This is a genomic window from Cellulomonas sp. PSBB021 (assembly GCF_002240455.1).
GTDB classification, from domain to species: domain Bacteria; phylum Actinomycetota; class Actinomycetes; order Actinomycetales; family Cellulomonadaceae; genus Cellulomonas; species Cellulomonas uda.
Window position 1 is genome coordinate 2,805,679 of sequence record NZ_CP021430.1, and the last position, 16,787, is coordinate 2,822,465.

The 16,787-nt window shown below is 76.2% G+C and carries 18 protein-coding genes and 1 riboswitch; of the genes, 9 read left to right on the plus strand and 9 right to left on the minus strand.

Features of this window, described 5'->3' with window-relative positions:
• Window positions 1-10: 10 nt before the first annotated feature.
• Complete coding sequence (locus CBP52_RS12995; RefSeq protein ID WP_232514485.1) at window positions 11-238, minus strand: chemotaxis protein CheW; 228 nt, start codon at window positions 236-238, stop codon at window positions 11-13.
• 122 nt (window positions 239-360) lie between these two features.
• Here CBP52_RS12995 and CBP52_RS13000 point away from each other — a divergent pair, with 122 nt between their 5' ends.
• From CBP52_RS13000 to CBP52_RS13010, 3 genes are read left to right on the plus strand one after another with little or no spacing between them, the layout of a single operon-like run.
• The gene (locus CBP52_RS13000) at window positions 361-1,632 is read left to right on the plus strand and encodes an MFS transporter (RefSeq protein WP_094182373.1); all 1,272 of its coding nucleotides are present in this window, start codon (window positions 361-363) and stop codon (window positions 1,630-1,632) included.
• A gap of 29 nt (window positions 1,633-1,661) precedes the next feature.
• Window positions 1,662-2,237 carry an RNA polymerase sigma factor gene (locus CBP52_RS13005; RefSeq protein ID WP_094181313.1) on the plus strand — a complete coding sequence of 192 codons (576 nt, stop codon included), beginning with the start codon at window positions 1,662-1,664 and terminating at the stop codon, window positions 2,235-2,237.
• A 1-nt stretch (window position 2,238) separates the two neighbouring features.
• Window positions 2,239-3,150: a hypothetical protein gene (locus CBP52_RS13010; protein WP_094181314.1), complete on the plus strand. Its 912-nt coding sequence runs from the start codon at window positions 2,239-2,241 to the stop codon at window positions 3,148-3,150.
• Between the two features lie 47 nt (window positions 3,151-3,197).
• Here CBP52_RS13010 and CBP52_RS13015 read toward each other — a convergent pair whose 3' ends face one another.
• Together CBP52_RS13015 and CBP52_RS13020 are read right to left on the minus strand one after the other, a co-directional pair.
• Window positions 3,198-4,457 carry an Nramp family divalent metal transporter gene (locus CBP52_RS13015; protein ID WP_369826352.1) on the minus strand — a complete coding sequence of 420 codons (1,260 nt, stop codon included), beginning with the start codon at window positions 4,455-4,457 and terminating at the stop codon, window positions 3,198-3,200.
• Window positions 4,458-4,551: 94 nt separating this feature from the next.
• The gene (locus CBP52_RS13020) at window positions 4,552-5,202 is read right to left on the minus strand and encodes a hypothetical protein (RefSeq protein WP_094181315.1); all 651 of its coding nucleotides are present in this window, start codon (window positions 5,200-5,202) and stop codon (window positions 4,552-4,554) included.
• 62 nt (window positions 5,203-5,264) lie between these two features.
• On the opposite strand from CBP52_RS13020, the gene CBP52_RS13025 reads away from it, so the two are divergent.
• Complete coding sequence (locus tag CBP52_RS13025; RefSeq protein ID WP_094181316.1) at window positions 5,265-6,371, plus strand: GNAT family N-acetyltransferase; 1,107 nt, start codon at window positions 5,265-5,267, stop codon at window positions 6,369-6,371.
• 64 nt (window positions 6,372-6,435) lie between these two features.
• Here CBP52_RS13025 and CBP52_RS13030 read toward each other — a convergent pair whose 3' ends face one another.
• Complete coding sequence (locus tag CBP52_RS13030) at window positions 6,436-7,260, minus strand: PadR family transcriptional regulator (RefSeq protein WP_094181317.1); 825 nt, start codon at window positions 7,258-7,260, stop codon at window positions 6,436-6,438.
• Between the two features lie 492 nt (window positions 7,261-7,752).
• On the opposite strand from CBP52_RS13030, the gene CBP52_RS13035 reads away from it, so the two are divergent.
• Window positions 7,753-8,019 carry a hypothetical protein gene (locus CBP52_RS13035; RefSeq protein ID WP_157732623.1) on the plus strand — a complete coding sequence of 89 codons (267 nt, stop codon included), beginning with the start codon at window positions 7,753-7,755 and terminating at the stop codon, window positions 8,017-8,019.
• 37 nt (window positions 8,020-8,056) lie between these two features.
• Here the strand turns inward: CBP52_RS13035 and CBP52_RS18325 are convergent, their stop codons facing one another.
• Entirely contained in the window at window positions 8,057-8,299 is a 243-nt protein-coding gene (locus CBP52_RS18325) for a hypothetical protein (protein WP_232514487.1), read from the minus strand.
• A gap of 56 nt (window positions 8,300-8,355) precedes the next feature.
• Between CBP52_RS18325 and CBP52_RS18330 the strand changes: the two genes are divergently transcribed.
• A complete protein-coding gene (locus CBP52_RS18330; RefSeq protein ID WP_232514488.1) occupies window positions 8,356-8,604 on the plus strand; it encodes a hypothetical protein in 249 nt (82 codons plus the stop codon).
• A gap of 321 nt (window positions 8,605-8,925) precedes the next feature.
• Here CBP52_RS18330 and CBP52_RS13045 read toward each other — a convergent pair whose 3' ends face one another.
• The 3 genes from CBP52_RS13045 to CBP52_RS13055 form a co-directional block, all read right to left on the minus strand.
• A complete protein-coding gene (locus CBP52_RS13045; protein ID WP_369826354.1) occupies window positions 8,926-10,026 on the minus strand; it encodes an ABC transporter ATP-binding protein in 1,101 nt (366 codons plus the stop codon).
• A 119-nt stretch (window positions 10,027-10,145) separates the two neighbouring features.
• Window positions 10,146-11,927, minus strand: a complete 1,782-nt coding sequence (locus CBP52_RS13050) for an iron ABC transporter permease (protein ID WP_094181319.1) — start codon at window positions 11,925-11,927, stop codon at window positions 10,146-10,148.
• A 1-nt stretch (window position 11,928) separates the two neighbouring features.
• Window positions 11,929-13,083 carry a thiamine ABC transporter substrate binding subunit gene (locus tag CBP52_RS13055; RefSeq protein WP_094181320.1) on the minus strand — a complete coding sequence of 385 codons (1,155 nt, stop codon included), beginning with the start codon at window positions 13,081-13,083 and terminating at the stop codon, window positions 11,929-11,931.
• A gap of 78 nt (window positions 13,084-13,161) precedes the next feature.
• Window positions 13,162-13,276, minus strand: a riboswitch (TPP riboswitch).
• 71 nt (window positions 13,277-13,347) lie between these two features.
• Here CBP52_RS13055 and CBP52_RS13060 point away from each other — a divergent pair.
• Window positions 13,348-13,617, plus strand: coding sequence for a DUF4235 domain-containing protein (locus CBP52_RS13060; RefSeq protein WP_094181321.1), 270 nt, complete (start codon window positions 13,348-13,350; stop codon window positions 13,615-13,617).
• Window positions 13,618-13,651: 34 nt separating this feature from the next.
• Here the strand turns inward: CBP52_RS13060 and CBP52_RS13065 are convergent, their stop codons facing one another.
• A complete protein-coding gene (locus tag CBP52_RS13065) occupies window positions 13,652-15,178 on the minus strand; it encodes an NAD(P)/FAD-dependent oxidoreductase (RefSeq protein WP_094181322.1) in 1,527 nt (508 codons plus the stop codon).
• Window positions 15,179-15,333: 155 nt separating this feature from the next.
• Here CBP52_RS13065 and CBP52_RS13070 point away from each other — a divergent pair, with 155 nt between their 5' ends.
• Window positions 15,334-15,852 carry a hypothetical protein gene (locus CBP52_RS13070; protein ID WP_157732625.1) on the plus strand — a complete coding sequence of 173 codons (519 nt, stop codon included), beginning with the start codon at window positions 15,334-15,336 and terminating at the stop codon, window positions 15,850-15,852.
• Window positions 15,849-16,772, plus strand: coding sequence for a hypothetical protein (locus tag CBP52_RS13075; RefSeq protein ID WP_232514489.1), 924 nt, complete (start codon window positions 15,849-15,851; stop codon window positions 16,770-16,772). Before CBP52_RS13070 ends, CBP52_RS13075 begins: the two co-directional genes overlap by 4 nt.
• Window positions 16,773-16,787: the final 15 nt, after the last annotated feature.

The window sequence follows — 16,787 nt, forward strand, 5'->3', positions numbered from 1 at the left end:
GCGCCGGGCGTCAGGCGACGAGCGCGCCGAGCAGCGCCGAGACCCCCACGCCCAGGAGCACCCACGCGACCATGCTGCCGACGAGGTAGCCGACGAACGCCGCGCGGCGGCCGGCCGAGCCCTCGAACCGCGGGGCGGGCGCCCACCGGACGGTCTCGACGAAGCGGCGCACCCGGACCGAGGGGGCGACGGACGGGCGGGGGGGACGGGCAGCAGGGGACAGGGTGACGGCGGACACGACGAGCTCCTCGTGGGATGTTCTGACCAGGGGCCGGGGTCTCCGGCTCTCGTGATCGTCCCACGGGTCCGGCGGGCCGACCAGGGCCTTGGGTCCCCGGCGCCGGGTATCGTCGCACGGTGCTGCGCCGGACCGTGGAACTGCTCGTGCCCCGCCGGCTGGGCGTCCCGTTCCGCTGGGTGCTCGCGTCGTCGTGGACGACGAACCTCGCGGACGGGCTGGTGCTCGCGGCGGGACCGCTGCTCGTGGCGTCGCGCACCGACGACGCGTTCCTCGTGGCGCTCGCCGCGACGGTGCAGTGGCTGCCGCCGCTGGTGTTCGGGCTGTGGGCCGGTGCGCTGACGGACCGGCTGGACCGGCGACGGCTGGTCATCACGGTCGACGTGCTGCGGGCGCTCGTCGTCGCGGCGCTCGCGGTGGCCGTGGCGGTGGACGCGGCGCCCATCGCGCTCGTGCTCGCGGCGCTGTTCGTGCTGGGCACCACGGAGACGTTCGCGGACAACGCGTCCAGCACGCTCGTGCCGATGCTGGTGCACCGCGACCACCTCGCGGCGGCGAACCAGCGCATCCAGACGGGGTTCCTGACGGTCAACCAGATGGCGGCCCCGCCGATCGGCGCGGCGATGTTCGCGGCCGGTCAGGCGGCCCCGTTCGCGGCGTACGGCGTGCTGGTGCTCGCGGGCGCGGTGCTCATCTCGCGGCTGCGGCTCCCGCCGCACGGGCGTGCACGGGCGGAGCGCACGCACATCCGCGCGGACATCGCGGAGGGCGTGCGCTGGGTGGTGCACCACGCGGCGGTGCGCACGCTCGTGCTGACGATCCTCATCTTCAACGTCACGTTCGGCGCCGCCTGGGCCGTGCTCGTGCTGTACGCGCGCGAGCACCTGGGGATGGGCGCGGTCGGCTTCGGCGTCATCACGACCGTGCAGGCCGTCGGCGGGCTCGTCGGGACCTCGGCGTACGGCTGGATCACGCGGCGGGTGTCGCTCGCGAACCTCATGCGCATCGGCCTGGTCATCGAGACGCTCACGCACCTCGCGCTCGCGCTCACGTCGACCCCGTGGGTCGCGCTCGTCATCTTCTTCGTGTTCGGCGCGCACGCGTTCGTGTGGGGGACGACGAGCATCACGGTGCGCCAGCGCGCGGTACCGACCGAGCTGCAGGGGCGCGTCGGGTCGGTGAACCTCGTGGGCGTGTTCGGCGGCCTGGTCATCGGCTCGGCGATCGGCGGTGTGCTCGCGCGCGAGTGGGGCGTGACCGCGCCGTTCTGGTTCGCGTTCGTGGGGTCCGCCGTGTTCGTCGTCCTCATCTGGGGGCAGCTGCGGCACGTCGCGCACGCCGACGAGCAGCCCGCGCCGGTCGCCGACGCGGAACCGGGACGCCCACCGACGTAACCCTGGCCCCGCCCGGGACACTTCCAGGTGTGAGCACAGCACAGCCGAGCGACGCGCAGCGGTTCTCCGACCTGTGGGACCGCTACGCCCCCCGCATCCAGGCGTACGCGCTGCGCCACGTCGACCGTGACGAGGCGCCCGAGATCGTCGCCGAGACGTTCCTGGTCGCCTGGCGGCGGCTCGCGGACGTGCCCGGCGAGCCGCTCCCGTGGCTCCTCGTCGTCGCCCGCAACACCGTCGCGTCCCACCGCCGTTCGCGCCACCGCGCGCGTGTGCTGTCCGACGAGCTCGCTCGTCTGCACGCCGTCGTGGCCCCCGCCTCGTCCTCCGCGGACGAGGTCGTCTCCGAGCGTGACGCGTTGCTGCGGGCCCTGGCGGCCCTCACCCCGGTCGAGCGGGAGGCCCTTCTGCTCGTCGCGTGGGACGGGTTGTCCCCCGCGCAGGCGGCCCGCATGGCCGGTTGCTCGGTCTCGGCGTTCAAGGTGCGCCTGCACCGCGCCCGTCGCCGTCTCGACGGCTCGCTCGCCTCGCAGAGCGACGCCGACGACCCGGCGCCCCGGCCCGCCGCGCGCTCCGCACTGACCCTCGTCTCCCCGGAAGGCTGACATGACCTCCTCGACCACGGACCGCCTCGCCGCGCTCCGCCCCACGGACCCGATCGACCCGGACGGGCTGAGCGATGCGCACCGCCTGGTGACCGAACGCATCGCGGCCGACGACGTGCCCACGCTCGCCGACCGCGCGCCGCGCCGCCGGCCCCGCGCCGCACGCCTGGCGCTCGTCGGCGTCGCGGCCGCCGCGGTGGCCGCCGTGCCGCTGCTCGTCCCGAACCCGACCGACTCCGCAGCGTTCGCGGGTTGGACCGCGGTGCCGGCCACGCTCGGCCCCGACGAGCTCGCGGCGGCGGGCGGCGCGTGCCTGGCGCTGCGCACCGACGCCGCCGCGGGTGCCTCCGGTACGGACCTGCCGCGCAACCTCGACGGCGCGCGCCCCGTGGTCGCCGACCGCCGGGGCGCCACCACGTTCGCCGTCCTGAGCTCCGACGCGGGCCTCCAGTCGTGCCTGATCGGCCCGCGCGTGCGCACGTCGGTGACCGCGACCGACGCGGGTGGCTCGGCGTTCGTGGACGGCGCGGGGTCGTCGGACGGCGAGCGGGTGGGGCTGGGCTTCGTCGGTGAGGACACGCCGCCGGGTGACGACGGTGCGTCGTTCGTCTCGGGCGGTGTGCAGAACGTCGGGTCGGACGAGCCGTGGGCCTTCGCCCTCGGGCGCGTCGGGGGTGACGTGGCGGCCGTCGAGGTGCGGCTGAGCGACGGGTCGACGCTCGAGGCGAGCGTCGCGGACGGCGTGTGGGCCGCGTGGTGGCCGTCGGAGGTGACCGCGCGGGAGGTGCGACCGACGCTCGCGGACGGGACCGCCGGCACGGCGGCGGAGCTGGACCGCTTCACGGTGGACGTGCGTCGCGCGGGCGAGGAGCCGCCCGCCGAGGACGTCGTCACGGAGGTCGCGGAGGACTGACCCGCGGGGCGCGGGTCACGGGCGGCCGACGTGACCCGCGCCTCCCGTCAGGGCGCGACGAGCAGCACCAGCAGCGTCGCGTTGAGGACGACGACGAGCGCGACGACCAGCACGAGCGCCACGTGCAGCGGCGTGCGTGTGCGCGCCTCGCCCATGACGTCACGGCTGCGCGTGAACCGCACGAGCGGGATCACGGCGAACGGGATGCCGAAGCTGAGCACCACCTGGGAGACGACGAGCGTCCACGTCGGGTCGGCACCGAGCGCGAGCAGCAGCACGGCGGGGATGATCGTCACGACGCGCCGCACGAGGACGGGGATCCGCCGGTGCAGGAGACCGGCCATGATCGTCGCGCCGGCGTAGGCCCCCACCGACGTGGACGCGAGGCCGGAGGCGAGCAGCCCGACCGCGAACGCGAGCCCGACGACGGGCCCGAGCGCGTCGGTGATCGCGGCGTGCGCACCCTCGATCGAGTCGGTGCCCGGCTCGCCCCGCAGGCCCGCGGCGGCGAGCAGCAGCAGGCCGATGTTGACGATGCCGGCGACGACGAGCGCGATGCCGACGTCCCAGCGAGTCGCGCGCAGCAGCCGGTCGCGCCACGGCCCGGGCTCGGCGTGCCCGTGCCGGTCCCGTGCGAGCGCGGAGTGCACGTAGATCGCGTGGGGCATGACGGTGGCGCCGAGCATCGAGGCGGCGAGCAGCACGGAGTCGCTGCCCTCGAACCGCGGCACGAGGCCGGACAGCATGCCGCGCGCGTCGGGTGGCGAGACGACGAGCCCGGCGAGGAACCCGATGGTGATGACGGCGAGCAGCGCGACGACGACGTGCTCGAACCGCCGCTGCCCGTAGCGGTCCTGCGTCGCGAGCAGGACGAGCGACACGGCGCCGACCATCACGCCGCCGAGCCACAGCGGGAGCCCGAACAGCAGGTGCAGCGCGATCGCGCCGCCGACGACCTCGGCGACGTCGGTCGCGGCGGCGACCAGCTCGGCCTGCCCCCAGTACGCGAGGCGCGGTCCGCGGCGCAGGCGCGCGCCGAGCACGTCGGGCAGCGACCGGCCGGTGACGAGGCCGAGCTTGGCGGACTGGTACTGCACGAGCACCGCCATGGCGTTGGCGGCGACGAGCACCCACAGCAGCACGTAGCCGTAGCGCGCCCCGGCGGTGAGGTTCGCGGCGACGTTGCCCGGGTCGACGTACGCGATGGCGGCGACGAACGCGGGCCCCAGGAGCACGGCACCGCCGCGGCGGCGCGGCACGCGGGGCCGCTCGTGCGGCGTGCGCGCGACGGTGGGCGCGTCGGCCATCCGGCTCTCCTCGTCCAGAAGTTCGGTCATCCGAACTCTAGCGCGGACAGCCGGGCGCGCACCCCTGTACTCCGACGCGTTCCGCCCGGACGGGCTACGCCGCGGCGACCGCCCGCGTCCACGTCCCGTCCGCGCCCGGCGCGAACCCCACCCGCCGGAAGTAGTCCCGGTTCGTCGCGAGCGGCTCCACCACCAGCCGGTCGAACCCCCGCTCACGGAACACCCCGCTGCGCCGGTACACGAACTCCCCCGGCGTGAAGTCACGGAACCGCGGCGTCACGTAGTCGAGCAGCACCCGCGCGGTGCGCGCGCCCTCGTCGCGCAGCTGCACCACCCCCACGGTCTCGTCGCCGCGCACGACGAGGAACGCGGCCGTCGCCCCCGCACCCGCCGCGCCCGCCGCGCTCGTCGGACGCACCACCGGCGACGACGCGAACCGCGCGATGTCCGCCGCGTGCACGTCCAGCACACGCTGCAGGTACGCGTCGTCGGGCGCGACCTCGACGACCTCGTACGCGGCCTCGTCGTGCCGCTCGCGCAGCAGCCGCCACAGCCAGTACACGTCGATGACCGCGATCGCGCCGTTCATCGCCGCGAACGGCCACACCCCGATCGCCACGTTGTACCCCGTCGCGATCGCCGCACCCACCAGGTTCAGCACCCGGAAGCGCAGCACGCGCGCCTGCATCAGCGACACGACGACGAGCACCGAGCCGATCCACCCGATGACCTCGAGCCAGTTCATGACCCGAGGGTAAGCGGGGAAATCACGTGACGCGCCGGACCCGACGCGCGCACGCTGAACGCGTGGTGAGCATCCGGGAGGTACCGGTCACGGCCACGGCGACGGAGCCGGCGGGCGCGCTCCTGCGCGGGTACGTCGCCGCGTCCAACGAGGTCAGCCGCGACGTCTGGGGCACGGACGACTACGAGCGCGACGCCGCCGAGATGCTCGCCGGCATGCGCCCCCGGCCGTACGAGCGGGTCGTCCGGCTCGTCGCCGTGGACCACCGGACGCCCGACGAGGACGTGCGGCCCGACGACGTGCTCGGCTGCGCCGTCGTCGTCATGCCGCTGCAGGACAACACCGCCTGGGCGTACGTCGGTGTCACCGTGCGCCCCGCGCACCGGCGCCACGGGGTCGGCACCGCCCTGTACGACGAGGCGCTGCGGCTCGCCCGCGCCGACGGCCGCAGCACGCTCATGGCGGAGACCGACCACCGCGCCGAGCCGGCGCCGGGCCCGGGTGCCCGGACCGCCACCACCGGGTCCGGCCGCATCCCCGTCGACGACGCGGGCGTGCGGTTCCTCGCCGCGCGCGGGTGGACGCTCGAGCAGGTCGCCCGACGCTCCGTGCTCGCGCTGCCCGTGGCCGCCGGCACGGTCGAGCGGTTCCGCGCCGACGCCGCGCGGGCCGCGGGCGCCGACTACCGCGTCGTCACGTGGGACGACCGCGTTCCCGACGAGTGGCTCGACGAGGCCGCCGCGCTCTACACCGAGATGAGCGTCGCGCCGCCCCTGGGCGGGCTGGACTACGAGCAGGACCTCTGGGACGCCGCGCGGGTCCGCGACCACGAGGACACCCACCGGGACCGCGGCACCCGCTCCTGGACGACCGCCGTGCAGCACGTGCCCACCGGCCGGCTCGTCGGCTACACGACGCTGCAGCAGATCCCGCCCGTGCGGGACCTCGTGCACCAGGAGGACACGCTCGTCGCGCAGGGCCACCGCGGGCACCGCCTGGGCATGCTGCTCAAGGCCGTGAACCTGCAGCGGCTCGCGGCCGCCCGGCCCGACGCCCGGCGCGTCGCCACCTGGAACGCCGAGGAGAACGACCACATGCTCGCGATCAACGTCGCGCTCGGCTTCCGGCCGGCCGGCTGCTCGGGCGAGTGGCAGCTCAAGTCGGGCTGACCCTCCCGACGACGGTCGGCGACGCGGGGTTCGCGTGCCGACCGTCGCGCCTGCCCCGGCCGGGTCACGGCCGCGGGGAGTCTGTGCCCTCGTCGGTGCCGGCGTCGGTGCCGGCGTCGGTCGGGGTGCTGCCGCCCGGGCCGGTCCCAGGGTCGCGTGCGGGCTCACCCGTGGGATCGTCGGCCAGCAGACGGTAGAGCTCGCGACGGGCCGCGTCGATCGCGGCGACCGCGCGCTCCACCTGGTGCGGCGTGCCCGCGCGGGCGACCTGCTCCGCCGCGCCCGCGAGGGTGCCGACCGCGCGGTGCAGCTCCCGGCCGGGGTGCTCGGGCCGCTCGCTCGCGGCCTGCCACGGGTCGCCGAGCTCGTCGGCGCGCTGCGTCACGTACGTGCCGCCCGCCTCGGTGAGCCGGGCCAGCTTGCGGCCCGACTCACGCTCGATGCTCACCAGACCCTCGTCCTCGAGCGCCGACAGCGCGGGGTAGACCGCGCCCGGGCTGGGCCGCCACCGCCCCTCGGTGCGCTGGGCGATCTCCTGGATGAGCTGGTAGCCGTGCATGGGCTGCTCCGCGAGGAGCAGCAGGATCGCCGCGCGCGTGTCGCCGCGCCCGGCCCGGCCGCGGTGGCCGCGGGGGCCGCCGAAGCCGTGCGGACCGCCGGGCCCGAAGCCGAAGCCCGGCCCGCCCGGGCCCTCGGGCCAGCCGCCGCGCGGACCGAAGCCGCGACCGCCGCGACGCCCGCGCCGCGGCCCGTCCCAGCCGTCCGGGACGGCCGCCCAGGGCCCGCCCTCGGGACGGCGTCGCCGTTCGCCGCGCTCGCGGCCGGTGATGTTCTCGATCGGGTCGGGGCGCTCGTCGCGCCGCCCGCACCCTGCGTGATCGTGTCGCATCGGGGTGCCTCCTGGAGGTTCGTGGATGCGCCGGTGTTGCGGCGACGCGCTAACGATATATCGCCAATACATCGTCCACAACCCCTCCCGCGCCATCGCCCCCGCGACCGACGACGACCCCGCCCTTCCTCCGCCTCTCACACCCCTGACCCGGAGCAACCACGGGGTCGACCGTCGCCCTGTCGCGAGACCGCCATCGCTCGCGGTATCGCGGCGCTGACCCGGAGCAACCCCGGGGTCGACCGTCGCCCTGTCGCGAGACCGCCATCGCTCGCGGTATCGCGGCGCTGAGCCGGAGCAACCCCGGGGTCGACCGTCGCCCTGTCGCGAGACCGTCATCGCTCGCGGTATCGCGGCGCTGAGCCGGAGCAACCCCGGGGTCGTGGAGCGGGGCGGGGTGGGGGCGGGCGGGGTGGGGGTGGGCGGGGTCGGAGGCGGGCGGGGTCGGAGGCGGGCGGGGTCGGTGGCGGGGGCGGCCTAGACTTCGGGGGCGTGATTCCGTTCGGGGTGGCGCTGGCCGCCGGCGTGGTGGCCGCCTGGCACGTGCGGCGGTTGCGCCGGCGCGGTGAGCGCGGCGTGCTGCTGCTCACGTCGGGCGCGCTCGTCGTCGGCCTCGTCGCGCTCGGCGTCGGGGCGTGGCACTGGCAGCAGGGCCGCGCGGCGTACCTCACGCTCGTCCTCGCGTTCGTCGTCGCGACGATCCTGGGCCGCCCCGACGAGCAGCCGGGCGCCGACGCCCCACCCCCGGCTGACGGTTGACCGACCGGCGACTGCCGGGTCGCCGACGACCGCCGCGTCAGCCCGTGGTGACCAGCGGCTCGTGCACGCCGACCGACCGCCACCACGCCTGCCAGCGCGCGGCGACCTCGGCGAACTCGTCGTCCTGCACCCCGTACACGGACAGCACGGCGGTCACCGTGCCGTGCGGCGGGTGGGCCCCGATGGGCGTCTCGAGCACGACGAGCAACGAGTCGCTCGGCCCGTGCAGCCGCACCCCCACCTGGTGGTCGGTCTTGTAGAGCAGCGTGCCGCCGAGCATCGACCCGTCCGGACGCTGCGCCTGCAGGTGCCCCCGACGGGCACACCGCGCACGCCGTGCAGCCCGAGCCGGTCGAGCAGGCGCGTGCGGCGCTCACCGGCGTCGGCGTCCTGCACGACGAGCGTGCGGCGGTCCTGGCCGGGCTGGTGCGTGAGCGCGAACTGGAGCTGGTGGACGTCGGCGATCCACCGCTCGTCGACCTCGTCCATGTTGCCGTCGAACCGCACGGGCAGGGCGTCGTGGCTGCGCCGCGTGACGACGACGCGCGTGCGGTGCGGCGCGTGCGCGGCCGCGCTCACCCGTAGGACGTCGTGGTTGGGCCAGGTGAGCGTGTGGGTGGTGGAGTCGTGCTCGACGTCGCACCGCTCGAGCGCGGTGTCGACGAACGCGCGCGCACCGGGGTCCTGGCCGCCGGCGTCCGGGCCGTACCACCGGCCGACGAGCGCGGGCTCGCGTAGGTGCTCCCACACCGTGGCGAGACCTGCGGGGATCTCGAGGGACACGACCTCTCGACGGTCCAACGTCATGGCGCTCACCTGCCCGTCTGGTTCGTCGTCTCGGACGCTAGCCCCGCGATCAGGTGCGCGCACGTCGGCCCGGCCGCCGGGCGACGGACGGGTCGGGCGTCAGCCCGCCGGCGGGGACGGGGCAGGAGCCGGGGGGAGGACGACGACCGCGCCGGGCGTCGCCTGCAGGTGCACCGCGGTGCCCGGAGCCGGGAGCAGACCGGCCGGTGCGGTGGCGGTGACCTCGCCGACGCCGGGGACCTCGACGTGCAGCGCGGGTGTGCCGCGCCGCGTGCGGACCGCGAGCACGACGCCGTCCACCGGCGCAGCGGGCGCGGTCGAGCGCGAGGTCGTGGGTGAACCGGCTGCCGAGGTCGGGGACGGCGTCGCGGGCGGGACGACGACGAGGGCGCCCGGCGCGAGCGCGAGCGTCGACGCCTCGTCGGGCACGTCCCCGGCGGCCGCGCGCACGGTGGCCGGCGCGTCCGCGGCGACGACGAACGCCTCGTACCCCAGGAACCGGGCGACGTCCTCGCTTGCCGGCGCGCGCCACAGCTCGGCGGGCGCGGCGACCTGCAGCAGACGCCCGGCGGACATCACGGCGACGCGGTCGGCGACGACGAACGCCTCGTCCTGGTCGTGCGTCACGAACAGCGCGGTCGTGCCCGTGGCGAGCAGTGCGGCGCGCAGGTCGAGCGCGAGGCGCTCGCGCAGCGAACGGTCCAGCGCGGACAGCGGCTCGTCGAGCAGCAGCAGGCGCGGTGCGGGGGCGAGCGCGCGGGCCAGGGCGACGCGCTGACGCTCACCACCGGACAGCGTCGCGACCGACCGTGCCCCCGCACCGGGCAGCCCGACCAGCTCGAGCAGCCGCTCGACCCGCGCCGCGACCTCCGCGCGCGGCCGGCCGGCCAGCCCGTAGGCGATGTTCCCCGCGACGTCGCGGTGCGCGAACAGCTGGCCGTCCTGGAACATCAGGCCGAAGTCGCGCCGGTGCACGGGCTCGTCGGCGACGGACCGCCCGTCCCACGTGACGTCGCCGCCCGCGAGCGGCTCGAGCCCCGCCACCACGCGCAGCAACGACGACTTGCCGCACCCGGACGGGCCGAGCAGCGCGAGCACCTCGCCGCGCGCGACGTCGAGGCTCACCCCGTCGACGGCGGTGGTGCCGGGCAGCCGGCGGCGCGCGGACGGGTAGCGCACGACGACGTCGCGCACGCCCAGCCCGCTCGAGGCGGGCCTCGGGGCTGCCGGCGCCGGAGCGACGCTCGCCGCCGTCGTCGGGACGCCCGTCGTCGGGACGCCCGTCGTCGGGACGCCCGTCGTCCTCGTGCTCCCCGTGGTCACCACTCGCCTCCCTCTCCCGCGCGGCGCAGCCGCTCGCACACCGCGACGACGCCCGCCGTCAGCACCGCGAGCACAACCGACGCGGCCAGCGCCGCACCGTACGACTCGGGCCCGGGCCGGCCGATGAGCCGGAAGATCACGACGGGCAGCGTGGGCCGGTCGGGCCGCGCGAGGAACGACGTCGCGCCGAACTCCCCGAGTGATGCGGCGAACGCGAACCCCACGGCGAGCCCGAGCGCCCGCCCGGCCAGGGCGAGGTCGACCGAGCGCAGCACGCGTCCGGGTGCGGCGCCGAGCGTCGCGGCGGCCTCGCGCAGCCGCGGGTCGATGGCGCGCAGCACGGGCAGCACGGTCCGCACGACGAGCGGGACGGCGACGACGGCCTGCGCGACCGGCACGAGCAGCGGCGACCGGCGCAGGTCCAGGTCCAGCCCGAACGGCTGGTGCATCGCGAGCAGGAACCCGAACCCGACGGTCACGGCGGACACCCCGAGCGGCAGCATGAACAGCGCGTCCATCCCGGCCACGGCGCGGCGCGCGGCCGGCCGGCGCGGGCGGCGGGACACGACGAGCGCGACGAGCCCGCCGACGAGCAGCGCGAGGAGCGTCGCGTCGACGGCGGTGCGCAGCGACGTGAGCGCGGCCTGCCAGACGGTCACGGTGACGCCGCCGCGCACGCTGGACAGCGCGACGTAGTGGTCGAGCCCCCAGCGGTCGCCGACGCGCAGCGAGCGGACGACGAGGTTCACCAGCGGCAGCGCGAGGAGCACGACGACGAGCGCGGTGACGAGGGCCGCGGCACGCTCGAGCCCCAGCCCGTCGTCGCGGGGCTCGCCGACGCGGCGGCGCAGCCGCAGGGGCCGTACGGCGGTCTCCGTGCTCGCGAGCGGGAGCGCGCGCTCACGCCGTGCGCGGGCCCGGTTCGCGGCGAGCAGCGCGACCACGACGACGAGGAGCTGCACCACGGACAGCACGGCGGCGGCGCGCAGGTCGAGGAACTGGGTGGTCTGCACCCAGATCTCGGTCTCGACGGTGCCGTAGCGCAGCCCGCCGAGCACCAGCACGGTGCCGAACGCTGTCGCGCAGAACAGGAAGACGAGCGACGCGGCGGACGCGATCGCGGGCGTCAGCGCGGGCAGGGTGACGGTGCGGAAGGCACGCCACGGTGTCGCGCCGAGCGCGCGCGCGGCCTGCTCGGCGCGCGGGTCCAGGCGCTCCCACATGCCGCCGACGCCGCGCACGACGATCGCGTAGTTGAAGAACACGAGCGCCGCGACGACGGCGGCGAACGTGCCGTCGAGGTGCAGGAACCCGAGCGGCCCGTTCTCGACGAGCAGCGACCGGAACGCGACGCCGACGACGACGGTCGGCAGCACGAACGGCACGGTGACGAGCGCGCGCACCGCGGCGCGGCCCGCGAACCGCCGCCGGTACAGCACGTACGCACCGGGCACGCCGAGCAGCACGCTGACGGTCGTGGCGAGGCCGGCCTGCGCGAGCGTCTGCCCGATGATCCGCCACGTGCGAGGACGCGCGAACACGTCCGCGAACCCCGACAGGTCGAGCCGCCCGTCGCTCACGAACCCCCGTCCGGCCATGACGGCGACGGGGTAGGCGAAGAAGACGACGAGGAACGCGAGCGGCACGAGGACCGCGACGGTCCAGGCCGCGCCCCGACCGAGCCCCGCTCCCCGCACGCGCACGCGGGCCGTCGGGCGCGCGGGCCCGCCGGTCGGTGCGTCGCGCACGGGGCGCGGGAGCTCGGTCGTCGCGGTCATGTCAGCCGATCACGGTCTGCGACCACGTCGAGAGCCACACGTCGCGGTTCGCGGCGATGTCGCCCGGTGCGACCTCGAACGGGTGCTCGGCCAGCGGCGCCCACAGCGTCCACTGCGCGGGCAGCACGACCTGCGAGCTCACGGGGTACATGTACATCGAGCCGGGGATGTCGACCTGCACCTCGTAGGACAGCAGGTAGTCGAGCAGCGCGCGCGCACCCGCGGGGTTCTCGGCGCCCGCGAGCACGCCCGCGTACTCGACCTGCCGGAAGCACGTGTCGAGCAGCGCCGAGGTCGTCGGCTCGTCGCCGCCCTCGGGGACGGTCGACGGCGGCGACGACGCGTAGGACAGCACGATGGGCCGCGGCCCGCCGCCGCCCCCGCCGGAGAAGTCGGTGAAGTACGCGTCGGACCAGCCGTCGGCGACCTTGAGCCCGTTGTCGACGAGCGCCTGCCAGTACTGCGGCCACTCGTCGCCCTTGGCGCCGATGGTCGCGAGCAGGAAGGCGAACCCGGGTGAGGAGGTCACCGCGTTGGGGACGACGAGCAGGTCCTCGTACGCGGGCTTCGTGAGGTCGTCGAGCGTCGTCGGCGGCTGCAGGTCGTGCTTCGCGAACCACTGCTCGTCGACGTTGAGGCACACGTCGCCGAAGTCGACAGCGGTGAGCGCGCCCGCGTCGTCGCCCTCGACCGCGAAGCCGATCGCGTCGTCCGCCGCGTCGCCCTGCGACCGGTACGGCTCGAGCACGCCCTCGGTGAGGGCGCGGGACGCGAACGCGTTGTCGATCCCGTACACGAGGTCACCCAGCGGCGCGTCCTTGGTGAGGACGAGCTGGTTGACGAGCGCGCCGGCGTCGCCGGGCTGGACCACCTGGACCTCGACGCCCGTGGCGTCGGTGAACTTCTCGAGCAGGCCGTCGGACAGCGCGAACGAGTCGTGCGTCACGAGGGTGACGGTGCCGCCGAGCTCGGCGGACGGGTCGGCGCCTGCCGTCCCCGTCGTGCCCGCGGTGGGGGTGCTGCCCGGCCGCGTGCTCTCGTCCGCGATCGCGCAGCCCGCGAGGACGAGCGCGGGGACCAGCAGGCCGCCGAGCAGCGCGGCCGTGCGGCGGGTGGGTCGGGATGCGCGGGTGCCGCGCACCGTCGGACCGGTCATGCGTTCTGCCTCCTGGCGTCGTCTGCGAGGAGGGGTCCACCGCCTCGTCGCACCGAGGACCCCGGCACGACGAGGCGGAGGTGAGAAGTCCCGACTCCCTACGCCGGTATCACCCGGATCAGGTTCGAGGGTCTGCGGCTGTCCCGCACTCTCAGCGCCCTGGTGTCAGCCCGGCGCTCCCCTGTCGTTCAGGGGTCGATGCTACCCGCGCCCGGACGCCGAGCGGCGCGCGCGGACCGCCCGTGGGCGGTAGCGTCGGCGTCCATGGCAGGCAAGCCCTCGACCCCCGTCCTCGCGAAGCTCGTCGGACTCGCCGCGGCCGCCGCGGCGGCGTGGGCGGCGAACCAGGTGATCACCCAGTCCTGGCAGGCCGCGCGCGGCCACAAGCCGCCGAAGGCGGAGGACCCGGGCGACTCGCAGCTCGCGGAGATCCTCGTGGCCGCGGCGCTGTCCGGTGCGGCGGTCGCGGTCGCTCGTGCGCTCGCGACGCGCGGCACGGCGCGCTTCGCGGTGAAGACCGACATCACCGACTGAGCCGGCCCCCGTCCCGTCGCCCGGCGCCCCGGCGTCAGGGGTGCAGGTCGGGCGCCTGCGTGATGCCGAAGACGTCCCGCAGCGCGCGCCGCGCCGCGAACCAGCCGCCGAGCCCGTGCACGCCGGGTCCGGGCGGGGTCGAGGCCGAGCACAGGTACACGCCGTCGAGCCCCACGGCGTACGGGTCGAGCCGCGGGGTGGGCCGCGCGACCATCTGCCACATGGTGACCGCGCCGGACGCGATGTCCCCGCCGACGTAGTTCGCGTTGTGGCCGGACATCCGCGCGGCGGGGACGCACCGGCTCGCGACGACGAGGTCGCGGAACCCGGGCGCGTACCGCTCGACGTGCGCGGTGACCGCCTCGGTCACGTCGACGTCCGACCCGGCGGGCACGTGCGCGTACGTCCACAGGGGACGCAGGCCGTCGACGACGCGCGTCTCGTCGACCACCGCGGGGTCGCTCAGCAACGTCATGGGCCGCTCGGGGTGCTGCCCGCGCGCGACCTGCGCCTCGGCGTCGGCCATCTCCCGGCGCGTCCCACCCAGGTGCACGGTGCCCGCGAGCGCGACCTCGGGGTCCGTCCACGGCACCGGCCCGGAGAGCACGAAGTCGACCTTGCTGGCGCCGTCGCCGTACCGGAACGCGCTCAACGCCCGCCGAGCGCGAGCGGGCAGCTCGTCGCCCAGCACCTCGACGACCGTGCGCGGCGTCGTGTCGAACAGGTAGGCGTGCGCGCCCGGCAGGTCGGCCGCGGTGCGCACCGGGTGGTCCGTGACGACCTGGCCGCCGTGCGCCTCGAGGTCGGCGCGCAGCGCGTCGGTGATGGCGCGCGAGCCGCCGCGCGGGATGGACCAGCCGGACCCGGCGTGCGCGAGCGACGCGAGCAGCAGCGCGGTCCCGGCCGCGGCGAGCGACGGCAGCGGGGTGCTCGCGTGCGCCGCGACACCCGTGAGCAGCGCGGGTGCGAGGTCCCCGGAGAACCGCCGGTCCCACGCACGGGTGCCCTGCTCGAGCACGGCGAACCCGAACGCCGCCGCGGTCGGCACGCCGCCGGGGAGCAGGCCGGGCGGGACCGAGCGCTTGTCACCGAGCGCGAGCCGCACCACGTGCGGCCAGTGCTCCGACAGCCGCCCGACGAGAGCACGCCACGCGGGCCCGTCCTCGCCGAGCGCCTCCACCGTGCGGTCCAGGTCGCGGTACGCGAGGCCCGACCGCCCGCCGGGCAGGGGCTGCGCGTACGAGACCTCGGGGGTCAGGAGCTCGACGCCGCGCGCGGCCAGGTCGAAACCGCGGAAGAACGGCGACGCCCACGCCATCGCCTGCACCGCCGAGCACACGTCGTGCACCACGCCCGGCGCGAGGCCCAGGTCGAGCGTGCGCGCACCACCGCCCGCGTCGGGCTGCGCCTCGAGCACCGTGACCTGGAGCCCGGCGCGCGCGCACGTGACCGCGGCCGCGAGGCCGTTGGGTCCGGCGCCCACGACGACGACCTCGGTGTGACCCTCGCCGCGCCCGCGCACCTGCGACCCCTCGCCTCGCCCGTCCAGGAACCCCGCCATCCAACCACCACGGCGCGACCCGCGAGCGGTGGGCGTGCGCGAGGGCGAGCGCGTGGGCGCGCGAGCGGCGCGCGAAGTCGAGGCGCGAAAGCCGCCCGTCCGGTGCGCGGCGTCTGGCAGAGTTCGTCCCGTCGGCCGAGGGGGCGGACGGTGACGTGCGGGGGGACGGGTTGAGCGGGGCGGCGGACGGCGTGGGCCGGGAGCCCACCGCGGCGACGGTGCGGGAGGACCTGCGCGAGGACCTGCGCGAGGACGCGCGGGCACGGCGCCGCGCCCGAGCGGTCACGTGGACCGTGCTGGGCGTCATCGCGCTGGGTGCGCTGGTGGAGGCCGAGGCGTGGCCGGTGACCGCGTTCCGCCTGTTCAGCACGGTGCGAACCGCGGACGGCGCGTCGCTGCGGCTCGTCGTGACGGGGACGGACGGCGTGCGCGTGACCGTCCCGATGCCGGCCGACGCGCCGCTCGCGGCGACGTCCCACCAGCTCGCCGAGCTGCGCGACCTGCCCACGGGCGCCCGCCGCGAGAAGGTCGTCGCGTGGCTGCGCCTCGCGGGTCTCGACCCCGCGGCGTTCACCTCGGCGGCGGTCGAGCGGACCGCGTGGACCATGGACGGCGAGACGCGTGAACGGCACGAGCACGGGCCGACGACGGTGCTCGCGCAGGTGACGCTGTGAGCGTCTCGGCGCCGGAGCGCCGTCCAGCCGTGCGCAGCCGTGACGGCCGCGTGCGCGCGCTCGTCGGGACGCTCGACGCCCGGCTGACCGCGCCCGGGCCGGGCTACCGGCTCCGCGAGGTCCACACGCTCGTCGCGCTCGTGATCGGGCTGCGTCTCGTCGCGCGCGACTGGGCCGCGATCGCCGAGCGGCCGGCCGCGCTGACCGACGGCCTGACGTTCGTGTCGTGGCTGCCGGCGGCGCTGCCCGCGTGGCTGCCCGTGACGCTCGCGGTGCTCGGCACGGCGGGGGTCGCGCTGGTGCTCGCGCGGCGCCGCGCGCACGCCGGGTTCGTGCTCGCGTGGGTCTGCTACGCGGTGCTGTGCGCGTCGTGGGGCTCGTCGGGCAAGGTGCTGCACAACGACGTGCTGACGGTGTGGGTCGCGGTGCCGCTGCTGTTCGCGCGCGTGCCGCGCCGCGACCAGGACGACGAGCGTGCGGTGGTGTGGGGGTGGCCGCCGCGCGCGGCGCTCGCGGTGCTGGCGCTCGTCTACTGGCTCACGGGCGTGCAGAAGCTGCGGCACTCGGGGATCGGGTGGGCGCTGTCCGACAATATGACGTGGGTGCTGCGGCAGGGCACGTCGCCGCACGCGGCCGGGGTCGCGCAGTGGGTCGCGGACCACGCGGTGCTGGCGAGCGGGCTCGCGACGGGTGCGCTGCTGCTCGAGCTGACCGCGCCCGTGTGGCTGCTGTGGCGCCGCACGCGCGCACTGTTCGCGCTCGCGGTCGCGGTGATGCACGCCAGCATCTGGCTGTTCCTGGGGATCGACTACTCGGCGTGGGTGCTCACGGCGGTGGCCGTCGCGGTGCCGATGAGCCTCGCCACGGGCCGCCGCCTGGAGGACGTGAGACCGGTGCGCGCCGCGATCGGACGCAGTTAATCGTTTCATTCGGAC